This is a genomic window from Pseudomonas sp. UBA3149, assembly GCF_002364655.1.
Lineage (GTDB): Bacteria > Pseudomonadota > Gammaproteobacteria > Pseudomonadales > Pseudomonadaceae > Chryseomonas > Chryseomonas luteola.
Genome location: NZ_DEYV01000006.1, coordinates 84,350 through 105,073, shown reverse-complemented (window position 1 = coordinate 105,073; position 20,724 = coordinate 84,350). Strand labels below are relative to the sequence as shown.

Below are 20,724 nucleotides of genomic sequence, written 5' to 3'. Positions count from 1 at the left end.
ACCTGTATTCCTTTGTTGTGATTATTGGTGAGGCAGTGAGGGCAGCATGTATATCAGAATTCGTTAATCATTAACGACCTTAGACGGCACACGCAGAGTTCGCCTCTACAAATCATAGGGCAAGCAATATGCCGAGAAACGATAGGGATCGCTGGTGTGCAATACCATGTCACAATGATTTCAAGACAGGCGCTCTAGAGCACCGCCTGGAAGTCTCTTGGGTACCATCGGTCTAGCCCTCTTAACGAGGCGGCAGAGCTTTTGCTAAGCGTTGGCGGTAATCCGCCACTAATGTCGCTGGTTGGCGGTTTTTCGCCACTGCTGGACTGCCTAATTGCGACATATTTTGCTCAGTTGTGTCGTAATTGGCATTTTTTGCTAACTGTTTAAGTTGAAAACCGTACGTCGATTAAACGCAGCATTTGCGAATCAGCACTTTTAAGGGCCGATCTTTATTTCCTAGGGGTATCGCACAGCATCAGGTGAGCGCATCGTTTTTACTGTCCGGCTGAACTGGCCTACCTTGCGCGGGACTAAGCGTCCGGGCAGTAATTGACGAAAGCCGATGATCTCTGTGTTTCCCTATTTTTTTCCGCTCGCTGCGCTGATCCGACGCGTACGGCTGTACCGTCCTTGCTACACAATGCTGCTGGTGGTTTCCCTGCTCTTCACGTTGGGGGGCTGCGGGCAGCTCAGCCATTCCGACATCATGAACAAGGATGATTCGGCTGATGCCGGCGAGTTCTTCCAGACCAATGTGGATCGTATGGCCACGCTGGCGATGCGTGACAACCTCAACAGCCTTTATCGACTGCTGGATAAGCTGTACCGCCGCAATCCGGCCGAGTGGCGCAAGACGGGTCAGCCAACGATCGAGGCGGCAGAAAAGCTCATCCAGACGGCTATCGAGCAGAACCGTGACCTGCCTTCGCTCAATGGCCTGAGGGATATCCAGGCGCTCAGCTATGCCTTGAGTCCCGAGTTTCAGGGCGACCGAGCCGGTGCGTTCATCTATGCCATTGGCACCATGCTGATCACTGCCCACGGCGGTCGGATGGAGTTCTATATCACCGATACGATCAGCGCCGAGTTCATCAACAATGCTGCCCGCAATATCGAAAAGGCAACCTGGATGCTGGGGCAACGCAAGGACTTACAGGGTAAGCGTTTACTGCTGGCCAATCAGTTGTCCAAGGATGGACGCAACCTGAGCTTTGCGGTGGAGTTTGGCAAGATTGTGGCGCGGCTCGATCTTATCAGCGAGGTGCTGGACGAGCGTTATCGGCGCTTGGGGGTGAGCTACGCACAAAGCCTGCTATTCATGAACTTCCTGCCGGTTCAGTAATGCGGCGTGGCTGCCCTGTCTATTCACAGGGCACGCTAACCAAAGACGGCAGGATCAGCGAGGTATCAGACCTTTCTCACGAATTCCGACTTGAGCTTCATCGCACCAATGCCGTCGATCTTACAATCGATATCGTGATCGCCTTCAACCAGACGAATATTCTTGACCTTGGTGCCGACCTTCACGACCAGGGATGAGCCTTTCACTTTCAAATCCTTGATGACCGTAACGGTATCGCCGTCCTGCAGCGTATTGCCTACTGAATCCTTGATGACCTTGCCGCCCTCGGAGGCTTCCGCAGTTTCGGTGGCAGACCACTCGTGTCCGCACTCTGGGCAAACGAGCTGGGTACCGTCTTCGTAGGTGAATTCGGAGTTGCATTGAGGGCAGGGTGGCAATGTGCTCACTGGACTTCCTTGGTGGGCGATAAAAGCCTGACATTATATAGGGTTTTAGCGGTTTCCGCTGGCGCGGTGGTCAACACCTGTCCACCATAATCGACTCATCGACTGGCGCGATCAGCCTTACACCAAAGAACACAATAATAAGTACGGCAACGCTATCCACATGTATGGTTCGCCGCTCCGAGGTCGGCAAGGCCATATCAGACAAGAGTGTAGGGGCGAGAAGGAAACTGTCTTTGACAGTCTCCCTCCAGAGCGGTCAGCTTATTTCATTAGCGCACGGGTGCGCTCGGCTGCCTTGGTAAAGCCTTTGAGTGACAGCGGGCCATGGGCTTCACCGCCGGTGGCGATAGTGGCCGTCACGTTGAGTGCCTTGCCCTTGCGCAGGGCCTTGAGCTGAGTGTTGTCAAACTCCAGCGGGGCGATGCAGCCAACCGGCAGGCAGGTATGGAAATCCACCGTTCGGGTGTCCTGGTCATCCACCTGCAGGCGCACGCCTTTGGTTACGGCAACGCCAAAGGGCAATACCATGAATCCGCCCAAGCCCTCTTTTCCAGGACGCAGCTCGATGGCCAGCATGCGCTGCCCATCCTTGTTGTTGATAACCTGAGACATGGCGCAAACCTTGCCTTCTTCAGGAACGTTCCGGCAGATCACCGACCAGTCACCGTAGGTCTCTGTCGCGGTAGGCTTGCCCTGTGCATCGCCAGGCGCGGTTTGTGCCTGTACCGTAGTGGACAGGCCGGCTCCCGTCAGCAGCATGGTCGAAAAGGCCAGCGCCGGGAGAAAGCCGTTCTGTTTCATGTTTCTTCCTTGCAGTTGTGAAGAGTAATGACGTACAGCATAGGTCATTTGACCCGATTGATGCTGCCCTTATGACGACACAGGAAGATCAGAAGGCCGTCACGGCAGGCTGATGGCGAGGCTACATAATGCCTCATGGCCTCTGGCCTCTTCCTTATCAGACGTGATTGCGAGACCTCCAATGCCCCTCTACCGTGAAGCGACACCCGATGACATCGCTGATATTTCCAGGCTGGGGCAGCTGCTCAATGACATGCACCACCAGGCTTGGCCGCAGATCTTTGCATCGGCCGAAGACGTGCGACGTGACGAGGCGAATTGGCGGCGCGCGATTGGGGCGGCGAATGCCACAACCTTTGTGGCGCAAGAGGACAGTGAACTGATCGGGTTCATCAGCGTTTACCTCATCAGTGAAACGCATTCCTTTTTCAATCCAATGCGTTATGCCCACGTAGGCTCGATCTGTGTGGACGAAACGCGGCGGGGAGAGGGCGTTGGCCGTACGTTGATGGTTCTAGCCGAGCAGTGGGCCAAAGAGAAAGGTGCAGTGGATATGCGCCTCACCGTGTGGGCCTTCAATGAGGACGCGCAGCGGCTATACGAGGAGCTGGGCTACGGGGTACGGTCGGTTTCGATGGGAAAGCAGCTGTCGTCACGTTAGGCAGCTATGTTCTTTAGCTGGTAAATAACACATAAAATTGCAAGGAGGTGCCGATGCGTTATTGCATTGCTGGGTTGCTAGGTCTTGTCCTCTCTGTCGGTATTACCCCTACGACGTCTGCAGAGACGCTGGTGACCATATTAGGCAAGACTTTTGGTTCGCTTGATTGCCTCTCTGTGCAGGACCTAGATAAGAAATTTGCATGCAATGCGGGTGGGCTATCCAATGGCAAAGGCTGCAAAAGCCTGGCCAATCCAGCGCTACGGGAGCAATGTCTCGACCAGAAGTTTATTCCTCAAGGCTATGTTTCAAGTAAACCCAAGCCTGCCATATCGCTAGACAATGCCTCTTTGCACGAGACCGTTAATGAGCAGATAACTCAACCCGTTTCATCTAGCAAGGCCATCCCTTTGATGGATGATGAGTCTGCATTGAGTGAAGTGGAGCGCACCTTGAATCTGCACACGCTCCGGTAGTCTGGCATTTTGAAATCAGCCGAACCCTCCTGCGAGGCTCCTGTCAGGACTATAGATACCTTTCTGACAGGAGATGAACATGGCGAAGCTACTTCTCAAGCCTCTCAGCCAACAGGTGATAGTGATTACCGGGGCGTCCAGCGGCATTGGACTGGTCACAGCCCGCATGGCTGGGCGTGCCGGTGCCAAGGTCGTTGTGGCGGCGCGGAATGAAGAGGCGCTCCAGCAATTGTGCGCCGAGATTCAGCAGCAGGGCGGTCAGGCGGCCTATGTGGTGGCGGATGTTGGCAAGGAAGAGGATGTTTCCCGCATTGCTGAGCAGGCTATCGAGACGTTTGGCGATATCGATACCTGGGTCAATAACGCTGGCGTTTCCATTTTTGGCGATTGCCTGGAAGTGACCATCGAAGACATGAAGCGCATGTTCGACACTAATTTCTGGGGTGTCGTCTACGGTTCGCGTCTGGCGGCCAGTTATTTCATCAAGCGCGGCGGCCCGGGTGCGATCATTAATGTGGGCAGCTTTTTCGGTGATCGGGCAACGCCGGTCCAGTCGACCTATTCGACCAGCAAGCATGCCCTGCACGGTTGGACCGATGCCCTGCGCATGGAGCTGGAACACAAGCAGTACCCTATCTCGGTCACGCTGGTGCATCCGGCGCGAATCGATACGCCCTATAACGAGCACGCCCGTAGCTACATGCCCAACCAGCCGGCACATCGGGGCATGATCTATCCCCCGGAGGCGGTGGCCGAGGCTATTTTGTTCGCTGCGGAAAATCCCAAACGGGATATGTTCGTGGGCAGCGAGGCCAAGGTTCTGGCATGGCTGTCGGCGCTGTCGCCGCGGCTGACCGACAAGCTGATGAACAAGATCATGTACCACTCCCAGTATGCCGACCGGCCCTCCCGTAGCCGGGAAGACAATGCCTTGTACGAGCCGGGTTATGGGCTGCATGAGCGTGGTACGCACCAGGGCTGCTCGTATCGCTCGCGCAGCTATTACGTGAAAATGTCCAAACACCCGGTGGTGTCATCGGTGGCGATTGCAGGATTGGGACTGATGGCGCTGAGGCTGATGAAGCGCTCGTAAAACTTTCCGGCAGAGGTTCAAGGCTTCTGCCGGGTATTAAGCACCAACGCGATACCGCCCAGCACAGCCAGGGCGGTGAGCAACAGGCGTAACGTCAGGGCTTCGCTCAACAGCAGCGCGCCAGCCAGGGCCGTCAGTACCGGTACGCTGAGCTGTACCGTAGCGGCTTGCAATGAGCCCAGCCCTCGCAGGGCGGTATACCAGAGCGCATATCCCACTCCCGAGGTAACGGCACCCGAGAGTACGGCGTAGAGCACTCCCATGAGATCCGAATGGCTATAGGCAATCGAGGCCAGGCTGATGAGCAGCGCCGGAACAGACGCCAGCAGGAGTTGCCCGCCGTAGCGGCCAGCGGGCTGGTAACCCCTCGGCCCTTGAGGGAGTAGAGCCCCCAGGCTACGCCGGATGCCAGCATCAACAGTGCACCCGTCAACGAAGGCGCGGTCGCACCGGGTAGGAGCAGGACGACTAGCCCACCCAACGCAAGAAGCAGCCCTGCCGTCGCCCAACGGTTCAGCCGCTCGCCACGTAACAGCCCGAGGCTGATCATGGTGACCTGCACTGCCCCAAAGAGCAGCAGTGCACCCGTACCTGCTTCCAGGTGCGTATAGGCAAAGGAAAAGGCCGCCGCGTAGATAAAGAGATAGATTGCCGAAGGCCAGTTGCCGGCCGGTTTGCCGTTCTGCTGGCGTAGTAGAAGCCACAGCACGAGTGCGCCTGAAAAAATGCGTAGCGTTGTAAAACTGGCCGGGTCGATTTCAGCGTGCTTGAGCGCCAGACGGCAAAGCAGGGAGTTGCCCGCAAAGGCCAGCATGGCCAGCGCGGTGAAAGTCAGTGTGCGTATTGTTGTAGGCATGCGTGTTCTGCATCAGAAGACGTGCCCAGAGTGTAGGCTGAATTGGCAGGTGTGAAAGCGGATTGTGCGATTAAGGTTTGAGCAGTAGCGGAGCAGCCTTAGCTGCCCCGCCTCAGCATCAGGCCTGTGCCGCCTTCAGTGTCGCCATGTCGATGACGAAGCGGTATTTCACATCGCCCTTGATCATGCGCTCGTAGGCGTCGTTGATGTTGCGGATATCCAGCATCTCGATATCGCAGGTAATGTCATGCTCGGCGCAGAAATCCAGCACTTCCTGGGTTTCCGCCATTCCGCCGATGAGCGAGCCGGCAATGATACGACGCTTCATGACAAGGTTGCCTGCATGAACGGCGGGCTCGATGGGCTCGATCAGGCCGACCAGGATATGCACACCGTCAAAGCGCAGGGTTTCGAGGTAGGGGTTCAGGTCATGCTGCACCGGAATGGTGTCGAGCAGGAAGTCGAAACGACCGGCTGCGGCCTTCATCTGGGCCTCGTCGGTAGAAATGATTACATGGTCCGCACCCTGACGCTTGGCCTCGTCCACCTTGGTTAGCGAGCGGGTAAATACGGTGACTTCCGCGCCCATGGCCTTGGCGAACTTGATGCCCATGTGGCCCAGGCCGCCCATGCCCAGTACGCCTACCTTGTCACCCGCCTTTACACCGTAGTGCTTGAGCGGCGAATAAGTGGTGATACCGGCGCACAGGATGGGTGCTGCGGAAGCTAGATCCAGCTTTTCAGGAATGCTGACAACGAAGCGATCGCTAACCACGATGCTGTCGGAGTAGCCACCCATGGTGTTGCTGCCATCTACGCGATCCGGGGAGGCATAGGTCATGGTGGGGCCTTCCAGGCAGTACTGCTCAAGATCCTTCTGGCACGCTTCGCAATGACGGCAGGAGTCCACCATACAGCCTACGCCAACCAGATCGCCCACCTTGTAGCGGCTGACATCAGCGCCCACAGCGGTCACCTTGCCTACGATTTCGTGGCCGGGCATCAGCGGATACACCGCAATTCCCCATTCGTTACGGGCCTGATGGATATCGGAGTGGCATACACCGCAATACAGGATTTCGATAGCCACATCATCTTTGCGCGGCGAGCGCCGCACAAAGGAATGGGGGACGAGAGGTGTCGTGGGCGACAGGGCGGCATAGCCGAATGCTTTGGTCATATAGAGCCTCACAAGACAAAAGATAGCGCTTCGAATCTGGCGACAGCCTGGCATAGGCAACGCACATCACCGTTGGGCGATGGCAGGCGCCACATCAGACTCATCGAAAAAGGGGGGAGGCCTATTGTGAGGAATCGGCGAGGACAGGTCATGACGATTCCTCCTGAGCTTATGCCTATTTCTCCAGCATGTAGGTGTTATAGGCTCTTTACCTTTCTGTTTTTACGATTATGGTAATGCCTGTTTCTCTTGACGATGCCGTTTCCATGCAGCTGACCCGCCATCTCGATGCCAATGCCACCCTGGTTTCCCTGATCCAGCCACTTGCCACGCGCGAAGGGTTTTTGCCAACGCCTATGGAACAGGTTCGAATCGTGACGGCGCGCAGCAATATGTCGCGATCGCCTCAGATCTACGAGCCCAGCCTGATGGTGGTGGCGCAAGGCAGCAAGCTGGCCTATCTCGGCGAGCGAACCCTGGAGTACGGTGCCGGCCATTACCTCGTCCAGGCGCTGCCCGTACCGTTCGAGTGTGAGACGTTCGCAACACCTGAGGCTCCCTTACTGGGAGTGTCCATTGGCATTGACCGAAGCGTATTGGGCGAGCTGGTGCTGGCGATGGGACCGGAAGAGGTTCAGCCGGCCCGTGTGCAGACGCCAGAGTCCATGGTGTCTTCCCCACTCGACACCGCCATGCGGGAGGCGGTGGAGCGGCTGCTGCGGTGCCTTCACGATCCGCTGGAATGCCGGATCTTGGGCGCGATGCGCCTGCGCGAGGTCTTGTTCGTGGCGCTGCGAGGGCCGCAGGGCGGAGCACTGAAAGCACTGGTCGAGCAGCGGGGGCAGTTTGCCCGGATCGCGGCCTCGTTGACGTATCTGCATCACCACTACGCCGAGCCGCTGAACGTCGATCAGCTGGCCCGCTGCGCTAATATGAGCACGTCGGCGTTTCATGAGCACTTCAAACGCAGCACCCTGGTGTCACCTGTGCAGTACCTGAAGCGGCTGCGGCTTATCAAGGCACAGCAACTGCTCGTGGCTCAGCGGTTCAACGTCTCCCAGGTAGCGCTCCAGGTTGGCTACCAGAGTGCGTCCCAGTTCAGCCGCGAGTACAAACGTTACTTCGACCACAGTCCGGCGGCCGAGCGCCATGAGCATCCATCTGCCGAGGCCGCCTCGTAAGGCCTGTCAGCTGACGGGGCGGCGAGCGGTAAACAACGCCACCTTGCCTTCTACAGTGATATTTACCTGCTCGAAATGAGTGCCTAAGGCGTGCTTCAATCCTGGCACGTCGTCATGACGGTTGGAAAAGATGCCCTTGCGGTTATAGACATTCATCAGTGTGCGTCCAAACCCGTTATGCCCGGCTCGGTCCCCCAGGATGGTTGCCCCAAACAAGACGCCTTCAGGTTTCAGGTGCGGCTTCAGGTTGGCAAAGACGCGAACCTTGTCGGTCAGGGTGCCTGGAAGGCAATGCAACAGATAGAAAAGCGAGATGGAATCGAACTGAGCGGGCACAGGCCAGGGCTGCATGACGTCATGCCGCACGGTTCGTGTCGACACGCGGCTCACCCTGCGCTTGGCAGCAGCAAGGCTGCTGGTATTGAGGTCCATCAGCGTGATATCAGCGGTGTCTGGCAGATCTGCCTTTGCCAGATAAAAGCCTGTCCCCACGCCAACGTCCAGATGCTGCGTACCGACATGGCGATTGAAAAACGGTAATAGAACATCCCGTGTACCGCATTGCCAGGCAAAGCGGTTGGAAATTCCCAGCACCCAGACGTCATACAGGGCCAGGGTCAAGGGAGAATAGACTGCAGCGCCAGACTCTGTATCGATGTTCATCGGTACGGCTCGCCTTGAAGAAGAGCCTGAGCCTAGCCGCGGTCTGGCAGAGCGACAACTCCCAGTATCCAGCGACGGAACCTGGTTCCGTTTCGTTTGTGGCGAGGCCGGGCTGGTCTTGACCGACCCGTTTTTCAGCAACCCCTCTGGTGGGGCCATCTATACCTACCAGGTGCCGGCCCCTGTCGATTCAGGCAGCGTCAACTCGCCCTTGTCCTTGAACCGTACCGTTCCCAAAAGGCCCCCTGCCAGCTTGCCGTGGATGGTATAGGGCACGCTCTTGGTAGGCGTATGCTCGGCAAAGCCCCAGAACTGGCGTACGGCCGAGAAAGCCGAGACGGTAACCGGAACGGTCAGTACCGTCTCGCCATACCGGGGTACGCTGCCGCTCTGGCTGCTAACACCGCTGGCCAGCGGCTGGCCGTTGATGTCCATATCTAGCGCCAGGCCGTTGTAGTCGATGGCTGTATCGTTTGGGTTCTGCACACGCAGCTTCACATTGAAGCGCATTTCCAGCCCTTGTCCTGGCAGCGGCTCGATGCCTGCCACGGCAATTCGCAACGGATCCCGCTGGCCCAGGGTGCTACAGGCTGCAAGACCCAGTAGAAACAAGGCGCCGATCAACAGGCGAGCGCAAGTGCGGTAGGCAGATAACAACATGAAAAGGCTCCGGTCGGCGATACATCACGATACAGGTGGGACCGGTCATTGGTCGCTTCTACTCCTCGTCCACGGGGCGATATCGCAAAAGCGTGAACCAGCAAGCCTCGAACCTTTGTGCAGACTCGAGGCGCGCCGGGCTAAAGGGCAGCCGGTAAAGCGTTCTGACGCGCACGAAGGTTTTGCGCCACGCAGGCACCGATCACGAGTATCATCAGAATGGCGCCCAGGATGGCAGAGGAGCCGACCGTACCCAAATCCAGCCCACCCTTGTCATGCGCCTTGGTCAGGAAGTCGCCCAGCGTGGCGCCAAACGGACGGGTGAGAATAAACGCCATCCAGAACAGCAGAATGGTCGAGAGGCGTGTGAAAAAGTGGGCCAGTACGATCACACCGATAATGCTGCCAATCAGCAGCGCTCCCCCCGCAAAACCCAGGTCCGAGTCGTCGGCCAAGTAGTCACCCAGGGCGGTACCCAGCGTGTTAGAGAACAGAATCGTAACCCAGTAGAACAGCTCGGCTTTGAAGGTATGGATCCTGTCGACCGAGAACGATGTACCGCTCAGGCGCCACAGCACGAAAATTGCGATTAGGATCATGATCAGCACGGCCGAACCGGTGGCGTAGCCCAGCCCCAGGGTTCGATCCATAAAGTCGGAAATGGTCGTGCCTGCCGTGCTGGTAGACAGGATCACCGCCCAGTACAGCGGGGGGATGTAGCGTTTGACTGATAGCTGAGCAATCAAGGTGACCAAAAACGCACTGATCAGAATCAGGGAACTCAAGGCATAGCCTATATCCAGGGTCATTGACAGCAGGTCACCGGCCGTCTCGCCCAATGTCGTGGCGCAGATTTTCATGACCCAGAATGCAAGGGTAATCTGTGGAAGTTTGTTCATTGTTGTTCCCTGCTCAAGGGCTCGATGGGGGAGAGAAAGCTGAGCGCATGGATGGCACTTCAGAGGCCCTAAGGTGCAGGGGAGCAGGTCAAAAATCGGTCAAAAGCACATCAACGATTCGTGTAACAGAATATTTCGGCGTCAACTCAGTCGTATTCTGCCGGTTCATGCTCGCCGAGCAGACGTCGCTGTCGGGGCGTACAGGCATCCAGTACCGCCGGATTGAACTGCCAGGCGAGGTAAGGTGAGAACTTCTGAGCCACCATGCGCCGGCCATAATGAATCTGGAGAAGATAGCGGGTCCGGTCACGGGTGCGGTTGCGGCTGCCGGCATGCCACAGTTCGCTGCGCAGAAACAGTACGTCGCCCGGCTGGCAGAGCACCGGCTGCGCCTCCCGGTCTTGCCAGTTTGTCTCGCCTTCCAGTGGTTTACGACCTGCACGGTGGCTGCCTGGAATGACCAGCGTCGGGCACAGGTCCTCGGTGATCTCATCCAGATAGACCTGGGCGGTACAGATCTGCATGGGCAGTTCAAATGTCGGGTCTGCCAGCAGGGACCGGGGCAATGTCATCGCCAGGTAATCCACGTGCAGGTCTGCGCCGATAAAGCCAGGATGGCAGCGCCAGGCTGTCTGCCCAATGATATGGCAATCTTCGCCTAGGGACGCTTCGGCCAGTTCGATCACGCCGGGCAGATCCAGGTAAGGCAGCCATACGGGATCGCGATTGAAAACGCATTTGTAATGGTCAACGAGACCGGTGTAGTCCCAGTGGATGGGCTCCAGCTGATCAATGGCCGCGCGGACTTCGTCGACCAGAGCGGGACTCAGCACGCCATGCAGCAAGACGAAACCCTGTTCGTGCATGGCCTGCAGGCGATGATCAATAGCCGTATGGGCAGGAAGCGGATTCATGGCGACGTTTCATGGACGGTGCTTCATTAGAACCTGCCACGTGGCTCGGGTTGCACCTGAAGGCAATGCTTCATGGTGTCGCAGGCCTGTTGAATAAGTCATATATGCGACATTTTTGTGACTGATTCCTCGCTAGAGCCAGGGAAACGTCGTTTATAGAGTTGAAAAGCCGTCCAAGTATCGCTGATATGGCAGGGTTACTTAGCCTTGCGCTAAATCATTTCAGCAAGTGACAGGCACTATTATGACAATAACGAAACAGTCTTCTTCGGATGGAACCTCCCTTTCCCCGGCGCTGAAACCGCGCCACGTCACCATGCTTTCCATTGCCGGTGTTATCGGTGCCGGCCTTTTCGTGGGCTCAGGTCATGCCATCGCCGCGGCAGGGCCTGCCGTACTGCTGGCCTATGCCCTGGCTGGAACCCTTGTGGTGCTGGTGATGCGAATGCTTGGTGAGATGGCCGTGGCCTCGCCAGATACCGGCTCCTTTTCGTCCTATGCCCATCAGGCCATCGGACGCTGGGCCGGCTTTACCATCGGCTGGTTGTACTGGTGGTTCTGGGTATTGGTGATTCCGCTCGAAGCGGTGGCGGCTGCGGCCATCCTCAATGCCTGGTTTCCGGCAATCGCCACCTGGCAGTTCGCGCTGGCGATTACAGCCTTTCTGACGGTGACCAACCTCTTCAGCGTCGCCAAGTATGGTGAGTTTGAATTCTGGTTCGCGCTGCTCAAGGTACTCGCGATCATCGCATTCATCGTACTGGGTGCAGTGGCCATGGTCGGAGCACTGCCAGGGCGCGAAGTCAGCGGCCTGGGTACGCTGATGGCTGCCCATGGCGGCTTCATGCCCAACGGCTTCAATGCCGTCATCGGGGCACTGCTGACCACCATGTTCAGCTTCATGGGTACCGAGATCGTAACCATTGCTGCGGCCGAGTCGAAAAACCCTTCCAAGCAGATCGGCAAGGCGACCAACTCGGTCATCTGGCGTATCGGTCTGTTCTATATCGTCTCGATCTTCCTGGTCATCTCCATCGTGCCCTGGCAGGATCCGCAACTTCCGGTGGTAGGCTCCTACCAGCGTGCGCTGGAGTTTCTGTCTATTCCCCACGCCAAGTTGATCGTCGATCTGGTGGTGCTGGTCGCGGTGGCCAGCTGCCTGAACTCGGCGCTTTATACGGCATCGCGCATGCTGTTCTCCCTGAGCCGCCGGGGTGATGCACCGGCGGCCTTTGGTCGGACGGCTGCCGGCGGTGTGCCGCGTGCCGCCGTTCTGGCGAGCACTGCTGTGGGCTTTGCAACAACGATCGCCAACTTCACTATGCCGGAGGCCGTGTTCAGCTTCCTGTTGGCAACCTCTGGTGCAGTGGCCCTGCTGGTTTATCTGGTGATTGCCGTGTCGCAGCTGCGCATGCGTCGCAAGCTGAACGCAAGTGGTCAGCCCATCGAGTGCCGCATGTGGTTGTTCCCTTGGCTGACCTGGTTGGTGATCGGCTTCATCATCATGGCGCTGGGTATCATGCTAATGACAGAAGCGCACCGCATGGAAATCCTGGCCACCGGCCTGCTGGCCTTGGTTGTGGTTGCCATCGGTTCCTGGCTAGGCGCCAGGGATCGTAGCAACGCTACCCTGATGACGGCCTCGCAAAGCCGTTGATCCTCCAGGACCGGTAACGAGGGCTCGTTACCGGTCTTTCCTTCTGGATTTCTTCATTAATAGCTACTCCCTTTTTGTAAATAGCTACTCCCTTTTTGTAGCGCCGGCACGTCTGATTTATACCGTGCGAGACTGCCTGATCTGTTCAGTTGTTCTCGGCATAGTGGCAAGTCTTGTCAGAAAGATCTACGCACCGTTTCAGGGCTTTTTTCTGAGACGAAGCGGCAAAAAGGTAGACATTTCTGCGGCGCTTGGGTAAAAAAGGATTATCTCTCGGCGCCAAACGCGCCATGCTGTTATGAAAACGCAGGTCTTGTTTCCATCGGTAACGCAGAAATGCCCATTTATGGTGCGTTGCGTTACAGATTGACCCAATTTGGACCATAACAGTTTCTATTTTTTCGCTTCTGCTCCTGCACAATTCTTCCTGACTGTTTATGGCGGTAACACTTCCGCGGCACGACAATGTGCGCATCTTAAATAGTTAGCTACCTGTCATAAGCAGGAAGGAAAGCATCATGGAACACACCCTACGTTCCAACTCATTCACCGCTTCAAACGCTTCTAAATCCAATACTTCGCTGGTGCTGCGCGTTCTGACAACGCTGTCGGTCTGGCATCGTCGTATCGTCAGCCGCAACGAGCTGGCCCGCCTGGATGCCCGTATGCTGGCCGACGCCGGTATCACTGAAGCCCAGCGTTACGAAGAACTGCACAAGCCGTTCTGGCGTTAAGTGTTACGGTTACGCACACCGTAACCGGCAAGACCTGTCGGGAGCCGTCATCGATAGCGGCTCCCATGACATCCCTCCCGCGTTTTTCTTCTCTTTCCTCTCTATTTAGCCGGCCTCTTGCCTTGCCGGATTTTCCTGCGTGCGCGTTTTTCAGCACCGTGCCCGGGCTTCTATTGAATTGCCGGAACCTTGCCTGAGGCTTAAAGTCAGTCGCCTATAACCAGAACAACCCCTGCGCAGCAGACCTTGATGGACGACTCGCGGGTAAATCGCCACGTCGACTGCTGGCATGCATATGGACTGTGAGGGAGGTTAATTGGCAATGCTTTTCTTTTCGCGGCGCGCTAGACCCCTGTTTCAGCGCACTTCCGCGTTGTTTCTGCTAGGGACGGCCCTGACCGGTATGGCAGGCTGCTCGGACGATTCACAACCGGCCCCCAATCCTCCTCACGTAAGAGTCCAGCGTGTAGCCCTGGAAGAGGTAGCGACTACCACCACCCTGACAGGCGATGTGCAGGCGCGTATCCAGACCACACTGTCATTTCGTATCAACGGCAAGATCAATGAGCGTCTGGTCGATGTGGGTGATCACGTCAAGCAGGGGCAGGTCCTCGCCCGTCTCGATCCGCAGGATCAGCGCAACAACGTAGCCGCCGCTGAAGCGCAGGTGTTTTCCCAGCAGTCCAGGGCGAACCTTGCCCGTGTGCAGTTCGAACGGCAAAAGGCGTTGATGCCCAAGGGCTACACCACCCAAAGCCAATATGACGAGGCCCTGGCTGCCCTGAAGGGTGCAGAAAGTGCCTTGAGTGCTGCGCGTGCTCAGCTGGACGATGCACGCAAGCAGCTCAGTTATGCCAATCTGGTATCGGCCGCCAGCGGCGTAATCACCGAGCGGCAGGCCGAGGTCGGGCAGGTCGTTCAGGCATCCATGCCGATCTTTACCCTGGCGCAGGAGGGCGACCGCGATGCCGTCTTCAATGTGCAGGAATCGTTACTTGCCCGCGATCCGGGCAACCAGCCTATCGAGGTCGCCCTGTTGAATGATCCGACGGTGCGCACTACCGGCCATGTACGCGAGGTTTCGCCGGTCATTTCCCAGCAGAGCGGTACCGTGCGTGTGAAGGTGCTGCTCGACAAGGTCCCGCCGCAGATGGCGCTGGGGACAACCGTTACGGCGTCGTTGGGTACGCCAGGCAAGCAGCGCGTTGTGCTGCCCTGGACAGCGCTCAATGGCACCGTGGAAAAGCCCGCCGTGTGGGTACTGGACGCTGACAACCGCGCCCACCTCAAACCGGTGACAGTTGCCCGGTACATCACCGGACAGGTCATGATCGATGATGGATTGGCACCTGATGACCGCGTCGTGACGGCTGGTGGTCAGCTGCTTTATGACGGACTCAAGGTCGAAGTCGTCGAGGTCACGGATCATGCGGCCCCTGTTCAGCCTGCTGCCATCCACCCTGGTGATAACGCTAAGGCTCAACAGGGAGCGTCGTCATGAGCAGGATACGTGTTCTTCTACTGGGCCTCGTGGCGCTGCTGGCCGCGTGCTCCGACAAGCAGGAGCCACCGCCTCCGGTCCGCCCGGTACTGTTCGTTGAGGCCAAACCCCAGCAGGCACGCGCGCTCGGTGCCTTTACCGGGAATATTCAGGCACGGTATGAATCAACCTTGAGCTTTCGCGTAGGCGGGCGCATTGCCCAGCGCAAGGCTGATGTAGGCGATGTGGTGAAGAAAGGCACCTTGCTGGCTGCGCTGGACCCGACCGATCAGCAGAATGCTTACCGCAGCAGCGAGGGTGATCTGGCCCAGGCTCAGGCCCAGTGGATGGACGCCGAGGCCGATGCCAAGCGGCAGCAGGCCTTGTATGCCAAGGGTGTCGGGTCCAAGGCGCAGCTGGATCAGGTCATGGCCCAGTTGCATACGGCTCGCGCTGCACGTGATCGTGCCCAGGCCGCCCGGGATCAGGCCCGCAACCAGCTCTCCTACAGCGAGCTGTATACCGATTTCGATGGTGTGATCACGGCCTGGCATGCCGAAACCGGGCAGGTGGTATCCCCTGGTCAGCAGGTAGTCACCCTGGCGCGTCCCGAAGTAAAGGAGGCGGTTGTAGACCTGCCGGCGGGGTTGGCAGAGACATTACCGGCTGACACGACGTTTACCATCACCTCGCAGTTGGAGCCTTCGGTCTCTACCACCGGCCGCATCCGTGAGCTGGCGCCTCAGGCCGACGCCATGACGCGAACCCGGAGGGTACGACTCACGCTGGCCGAACTGCCCCCAACGTTCCGCCTGGGCTCGCTGGTAACGGTAACGCTGACCAATGATGCGCCCCGTGAACTTACCGAGCTGCCGGCCAATGCATTGCTCAAGCAGGATGGCAAGACGTACGTCTGGATCGTCGACCCTGATACCAAAACCGTTTCACTGCGCGAGGTCCATGTGCTGACCCGAGATGAGCGGAGCATTACGGTCGATAACGGCCTGAACGCGGGCGAGCGGGTCGTGACGGCCGGCGTACACAGCCTCAAACCTGGACAAGACGTGAAAATGGATGTGGAACAGCGCTGATGAAATCCTTCAACCTTTCTGACTGGGCGCTGCGTCACCAGTCCTTTATCTGGTACATCATGTTTGTCGCGCTGTTGATGGGAACCTATTCCTACTTCAACCTTGGCCGCGAAGAGGATCCCTCGTTCACCATCAAGACCATGGTGATCCAGACCCAGTGGCCGGGCGCGACCACCCAGGAAACCCTGGAGCAGGTCACCGACCGGATCGAAAAGAAACTCGAAGAGCTGGATTCGCTGGATTACACCAAGAGCTTTACCCGGCCGGGCTTGAGCACGGTGTTCGTGTACCTGCGCGATACCACCAGCGACAAGGAAATCCCCAATATTTGGTATCAGGTCCGCAAGAAGATTTCCGATATCCAGGGGCAGTTTCCGCAAGGGATACAGGGACCGGCCTTCAATGACGAGTTCGGCGATGTATTCGGCAGCATTTATGCCTTTACTGGCGACGGTATCTCGTATCGGCAGCTGCGCGATTACGTAGAGCGGGTGCGCCTGGACATCCGCGCAGTGCCGGACCTGGGTAAGGTTGAGCTCATGGGGGCGCAGAACGAGGTCATCTACCTCGACTTCTCGACGCGTAAACTGGCAGCACTGGGGCTCGATCAGCGACAGATCATGCAGAGCCTGCAGGCACAGAATGCCGTGACGCCCTCCGGCGTAATCGAGGCCGGTCCAGAACGCGTTTCGGTACGTACCTCCGGTGAATTCAAGTCAGAGAAAGATCTGGAGGCTGTCAACCTTCGGATCAATGACCGCTTCTACCGTCTGGCTGATCTGGCCACCATCCACCGGGATTACGCCGATCCGCCTACATCCCTGTTCCGCTTCAACGGCGAGCCGGCCCTGGGCCTAGCAATTGCCATGCGCAAGGGTGGCAACGTGCAGACCTTTGGTGCGGCGCTGTCCGAACGGATGAAGGCGATTACCGGTGAGCTACCGGTCGGGGTGGGCGTGCATCAGGTGTCCAACCAGGCCGAGGTGGTGGAGAAGGCGTCCAGCAGCTTTACCCATGCGCTGTTCGAGGCGGTCATCATCGTGTTGGTGGTGAGCTTTATCAGCCTGGGTCTGCGTGCCGGGCTGGTGGTGGCCTGCTCAATCCCTCTCGTGCTCGCCATGGTGTTTCTGTTCATGGAATACAGCGGTATCACCATGCAGCGGATCTCCCTGGGTGCCTTGATCATTGCCTTGGGCCTTCTGGTGGATGACGCCATGATCACCGTCGAGATGATGGTGACCCGGCTGGAAGAGGGCGACTCGCTCCACAAGGCGGCCACCTACGCTTATGACCACACGGCCTTTCCGATGCTGACCGGCACGCTGGTCACCGTGGCGGGATTCGTGCCTATCGGCCTCAACAAGAGTACCGCCGGCCAATATACCTTTACGTTGTTTGCCGTAATTGCCGTGGCGCTGATCCTGTCGTGGATCGTGGCGGTGCTGTTCTCACCGGTGATGGGCGTGCACCTGCTACCCAAGTCGCTCAAGCATAAAAAGGAAAAGGGGCCGGGACGACTGGCGCGCTGGTCCCAGAGCTCGCTGGTCTGGTCCATGCGGCACCGCTGGCTGACCATTATCATGACGGTGTTGCTCTTTGCGGCCGCGCTGTTCTGCATGCGTTTCGTGCAGAACCAGTTCTTCCCGTCCTCGGATCGGCCGGAAATTCTGGTGGACTTGAACCTGCCGCAGAACAGCTCCGTGCTGGAAACCCGTGCGCAAATGGATCGTTTCGAGGCATCCCTCAAGGGAGACCCAGACATTGCCCGCTGGAGTTCGTATGTAGGACAGGGCGCGGTGCGCTTCTACCTGCCGCTGGATCAGCAGCTCAATAACCCGTTTTATGGACAGGTCGTTATTGTCAGCAAGGACCTGGAAGCCCGTAATCGGCTGATCCCCAAACTCAAGGAGCGACTCAAGAACGAATTTGTCGGGCTCGATGGGTATGTACAGCCTCTGGAGATGGGGCCGCCAGTAGGACGGCCGATCCAGTATCGCGTCAGTGGTCCAAGCATTTCCGAGGTGCGTAAGCAGGCGCTGGCATTGGCCAGCGCCATCAGTACCAACCCGCATATCAGCGATATCCTTTTCGACTGGAACGAGCCGGGGCGGATGCTGAAAATCGATGTGAACCAGGACCGTGCCCGCCAGCTGGGGCTATCGTCCCAGGACGTGGCCCAAATCATGAACGGCGTGGTGAGTGGTACGCCCATTACCCAGGTGCGTGACAGCATCTACCTCGTCAACGTGGTAGGGCGCTCTGAAGATGCCGAGCGCAGCTCTATCGAGACCGTGGAAAACCTGCAGATCGTGACGCCCTCGGGCACCTCGATTCCGCTCAAATCTTTTGCCACGGTGGGGTACGAGATGGAGCAGCCGCTGGTATGGCGGCGTAACCGCCAGCCAACCATTACGCTTAAGGCCACTATCGAGGGTTCTATCCAGGCGCCGGATCTGATCAAGGCTCTTCAGCCCAAGATCGATGAGTTCAAAGGTAACCTGCCACTCAACTATCAGGTCAACGTAGGCGGTACCGTAGAGGAAAGCGGCAAGGCGCAAAAGCCTATTGCAAGCGTAATCCCGCTCATGCTGTTCCTGATGGCCACGTTCCTGATGATTCAGCTCCAGAGCGTTCAGAAGATGTTTTTGGTTGCCAGTGTGGCGCCGCTGGGGCTGATCGGGGTCGTACTGGCGCTGGTGCCCACGGGAACGCCGCTGGGCTTCGTGGCCATTCTGGGGGTGCTGGCGCTGATCGGGATCATCATCCGCAACTCGGTCATCCTGGTAACCCAGATCGATGAGTTTGAGCAGGATGGGCGTCATCCCTGGGATGCGGTCATCGAGGCGACCAATCATCGACGTCGGCCGATTCTGCTGACAGCCGCCGCCGCCAGTCTGGGCATGATTCCCATCGCCCGTGAGGTCTTCTGGGGGCCGATGGCCTATGCGATGATCGGTGGCATTGTGGCAGCAACCCTACTCACGCTGCTATTCCTGCCAGCGTTATACGTGACCTGGTATCGCATCCGCGAACCAAGCAAAGCGCAATAAGGAAAGAAGGAAAAAACGGCAGCTGAACCGCCCCGGAGGGGTCGGGCGGTTCCAGCATGCCACAAGGAGCTATCTCCGGAGCTGCAGCAGGGTACGGGAGGGAGAAACCCAGTGCTAAAAGATTCTCGTCAGGGCTAACGAGAAGAGCACCGGCAGTACTGCAGCTCACATGGACAAGAATAAAAGCGTAACATCTGGAAATAAATAGGCTGCTAAGCGAAACAGCGTTACGGAGCAGGCAACAATAATGGATACGTTACAAGGCATGCGGATTTTTACCCGGGTGGTCGACGCGGGCAGTTTTACGGCCGCTGCGGCCTTGCTGGACTTATCGACGGCGCAGGTTTCCCGGGTGATTTCCGACCTGGAGACGCATCTACAAACACGGTTGTTGCACCGTACTACCCGCCGGCTGGCGCTAACGGAGGCTGGGAAGCGCTATCTGGAGCGCTGCCGGGGCATTCTCGATTCGGTAGCCGAAGCCGAGGCTGAGGCCAGTGGTGCACACCTTAAGCCTTCCGGCCGGTTGCGCGTACACTCCCTGACTGGACTGGGAACCGAACACCTGGCGCCTCTGGCGGCGCTCTATGCTGAGCGCTATCCCGATGTCACGCTGGATTTCACGCTGTCCCAGAATCGACCTGACCTGATCGAAGAAGGCTACGATGTAGCCATTACCATGGATCGAAATTTGCCTGACTCAGAACTGGTCGCCCAACGGCTTGGTGAGGTCTATAGCGTCGTCTGTGCCTCGCCCGATTACTTGGCCAAGTGGGGCACGCCCCATCATCCGCGCGATCTGGACCAGCACACGTGCCTGTTGCTTCAGGACCCGACATTTCCCGAGGAGTGGGTATTTACCAAGCCGGACGAAGAAACGTCGATCAAGCCCCGCTCGATCTATCAGGTAAATGTTGCGGATGCACTGGCCAATACGGCCAAGGCCGGACTCGGCCTGTGCCTGTTGCCCAGCTTTATTGCTGCACCGGCCTTGCGGGAAGGCGGACTCGTGCGGGTATTGCCCGAGTATCGCCTGCGTGAGCGCAGTGTCTATGCGCTGTATCCGTCCCGACGCTTCCTGGATGCCAAGATCAAGGCGTGGGTGGATATCCTCAAGGAAGAGCTACCCAGACGGTTTAGCAACGACGATGACATCGTAGCCATGCATTCCTACTGGGCCATCTGAGCCTGCCTCGCCTGGAATACTTGCGCAATTGGTAAATCTCTATGTACCCAGGCGATATTTTTCAATAATTGTTACGCGTTATCCTAGTGATGAACCCAATCCAAGGGTGTCAGGAGTTCATCATGTTACGTTTGTTTACTGCCTCGATTCTTGCTGTATCTGCTGTTGCTTTTACCCAGGTGAGCTTTGCCCGTGATTCCTACGAGCAGAACTACAAGCTCGTCAACCAGAACCACGCTGTCATGGAGCGCTTCCAGCAGGCGCAACAGACTCAGAAAGCCCAGCAAGACCAGCAGGTTTCCCAGCGTTAATCCCGTTTGGCCCAGGCGCCCGCCGCGCCAAACGTCGTCTTCAGGACCTGCTCGTTTTCGGAGCGTTTCCGCCACTGCC

At 57.7% G+C, this 20,724-nt stretch carries 19 protein-coding genes and 1 pseudogene; 12 read left to right on the top strand and 8 right to left on the bottom strand.

The window, feature by feature from the left end:
• Positions 1–565 precede the first annotated feature (565 nt).
• Positions 566–1,345 (top strand): hypothetical protein, encoded by a 780-nt coding sequence (locus B3729_RS04110; RefSeq protein WP_286787128.1) that lies wholly within the window; start codon positions 566–568, stop codon positions 1,343–1,345.
• 65 nt (positions 1,346–1,410) lie between these two features.
• Here B3729_RS04110 and B3729_RS04105 read toward each other — a convergent pair whose 3' ends face one another.
• Together B3729_RS04105 and B3729_RS04100 are read right to left on the bottom strand one after the other, a co-directional pair.
• Entirely contained in the window at positions 1,411–1,752 is a 342-nt protein-coding gene (locus B3729_RS04105) for a zinc ribbon domain-containing protein YjdM (protein WP_010796645.1), read from the bottom strand.
• Between the two features lie 261 nt (positions 1,753–2,013).
• Positions 2,014–2,553, bottom strand: coding sequence for an invasion associated locus B family protein (locus B3729_RS04100; protein WP_167517259.1), 540 nt, complete (start codon positions 2,551–2,553; stop codon positions 2,014–2,016).
• Between the two features lie 181 nt (positions 2,554–2,734).
• Between B3729_RS04100 and B3729_RS04095 the strand changes: the two genes are divergently transcribed.
• The 3 genes from B3729_RS04095 (at position 2,735) to B3729_RS04085 (ending at position 4,783) form a co-directional block, all read left to right on the top strand.
• Positions 2,735–3,214 (top strand): GNAT family N-acetyltransferase, encoded by a 480-nt coding sequence (locus B3729_RS04095; RefSeq protein WP_286787127.1) that lies wholly within the window; start codon positions 2,735–2,737, stop codon positions 3,212–3,214.
• 53 nt (positions 3,215–3,267) lie between these two features.
• Positions 3,268–3,690, top strand: coding sequence for a hypothetical protein (locus tag B3729_RS04090; RefSeq protein WP_286787126.1), 423 nt, complete (start codon positions 3,268–3,270; stop codon positions 3,688–3,690).
• Between the two features lie 79 nt (positions 3,691–3,769).
• Positions 3,770–4,783, top strand: a complete 1,014-nt coding sequence (locus tag B3729_RS04085; protein ID WP_286787125.1) for an SDR family oxidoreductase — start codon at positions 3,770–3,772, stop codon at positions 4,781–4,783.
• A 17-nt stretch (positions 4,784–4,800) separates the two neighbouring features.
• Here B3729_RS04085 and B3729_RS04080 read toward each other — a convergent pair.
• Both B3729_RS04080 and B3729_RS04075 read right to left on the bottom strand, forming a co-directional pair.
• Positions 4,801–5,639: pseudogene (locus B3729_RS04080) on the bottom strand (EamA family transporter).
• A 118-nt stretch (positions 5,640–5,757) separates the two neighbouring features.
• A complete protein-coding gene (locus tag B3729_RS04075) occupies positions 5,758–6,819 on the bottom strand; it encodes an NAD(P)-dependent alcohol dehydrogenase (RefSeq protein WP_286787124.1) in 1,062 nt (353 codons plus the stop codon).
• Positions 6,820–7,085: 266 nt separating this feature from the next.
• Here B3729_RS04075 and B3729_RS04070 point away from each other — a divergent pair, with 266 nt between their 5' ends.
• Complete coding sequence (locus tag B3729_RS04070; RefSeq protein WP_286787353.1) at positions 7,086–8,000, top strand: AraC family transcriptional regulator; 915 nt, start codon at positions 7,086–7,088, stop codon at positions 7,998–8,000.
• Between the two features lie 6 nt (positions 8,001–8,006).
• On the opposite strand, the gene B3729_RS04065 is transcribed toward B3729_RS04070, so the two are convergent.
• From B3729_RS04065 to B3729_RS04050, 4 genes are all read right to left on the bottom strand, one after another.
• Positions 8,007–8,663 carry a class I SAM-dependent methyltransferase gene (locus B3729_RS04065; protein ID WP_239382268.1) on the bottom strand — a complete coding sequence of 219 codons (657 nt, stop codon included), beginning with the start codon at positions 8,661–8,663 and terminating at the stop codon, positions 8,007–8,009.
• Positions 8,664–8,828: 165 nt separating this feature from the next.
• Positions 8,829–9,323 (bottom strand): LEA type 2 family protein, encoded by a 495-nt coding sequence (locus B3729_RS04060; protein ID WP_010796655.1) that lies wholly within the window; start codon positions 9,321–9,323, stop codon positions 8,829–8,831.
• Between the two features lie 140 nt (positions 9,324–9,463).
• Entirely contained in the window at positions 9,464–10,222 is a 759-nt protein-coding gene (locus B3729_RS04055) for a hypothetical protein (RefSeq protein ID WP_286787123.1), read from the bottom strand.
• Between the two features lie 146 nt (positions 10,223–10,368).
• Positions 10,369–11,136 carry a phytanoyl-CoA dioxygenase family protein gene (locus B3729_RS04050; protein WP_286787122.1) on the bottom strand — a complete coding sequence of 256 codons (768 nt, stop codon included), beginning with the start codon at positions 11,134–11,136 and terminating at the stop codon, positions 10,369–10,371.
• A 244-nt stretch (positions 11,137–11,380) separates the two neighbouring features.
• Here B3729_RS04050 and gabP point away from each other — a divergent pair, with 244 nt between their 5' ends.
• The 7 genes from gabP to B3729_RS04015 all read left to right on the top strand — a co-directional run bounded on the left by gabP (position 11,381) and on the right by B3729_RS04015 (position 20,645).
• Positions 11,381–12,793, top strand: a complete 1,413-nt coding sequence (gene gabP / locus B3729_RS04045) for a GABA permease (RefSeq protein ID WP_150348211.1) — start codon at positions 11,381–11,383, stop codon at positions 12,791–12,793.
• 518 nt (positions 12,794–13,311) lie between these two features.
• Entirely contained in the window at positions 13,312–13,527 is a 216-nt protein-coding gene (locus B3729_RS04040) for a DUF1127 domain-containing protein (protein ID WP_010796659.1), read from the top strand.
• A 403-nt stretch (positions 13,528–13,930) separates the two neighbouring features.
• Positions 13,931–15,028: an efflux RND transporter periplasmic adaptor subunit gene (locus B3729_RS04035; protein ID WP_409438602.1), complete on the top strand. Its 1,098-nt coding sequence runs from the start codon at positions 13,931–13,933 to the stop codon at positions 15,026–15,028.
• Positions 15,025–16,098 carry an efflux RND transporter periplasmic adaptor subunit gene (locus B3729_RS04030; RefSeq protein ID WP_286787120.1) on the top strand — a complete coding sequence of 358 codons (1,074 nt, stop codon included), beginning with the start codon at positions 15,025–15,027 and terminating at the stop codon, positions 16,096–16,098. Before B3729_RS04035 ends, B3729_RS04030 begins: the two co-directional genes overlap by 4 nt.
• Positions 16,095–19,148 carry an efflux RND transporter permease subunit gene (locus B3729_RS04025; protein WP_112297945.1) on the top strand — a complete coding sequence of 1,018 codons (3,054 nt, stop codon included), beginning with the start codon at positions 16,095–16,097 and terminating at the stop codon, positions 19,146–19,148. The genes B3729_RS04030 and B3729_RS04025 overlap by 4 nt, the downstream gene beginning before the upstream one ends.
• Positions 19,149–19,395: 247 nt before the next feature.
• Positions 19,396–20,334 (top strand): LysR family transcriptional regulator, encoded by a 939-nt coding sequence (locus B3729_RS04020; protein WP_286787119.1) that lies wholly within the window; start codon positions 19,396–19,398, stop codon positions 20,332–20,334.
• A 122-nt stretch (positions 20,335–20,456) separates the two neighbouring features.
• On the top strand, positions 20,457–20,645 hold the full coding sequence (locus B3729_RS04015; RefSeq protein WP_010796664.1) for a hypothetical protein: 189 nt from the start codon (positions 20,457–20,459) through the stop codon (positions 20,643–20,645).
• Positions 20,646–20,724 lie beyond the last annotated feature (79 nt).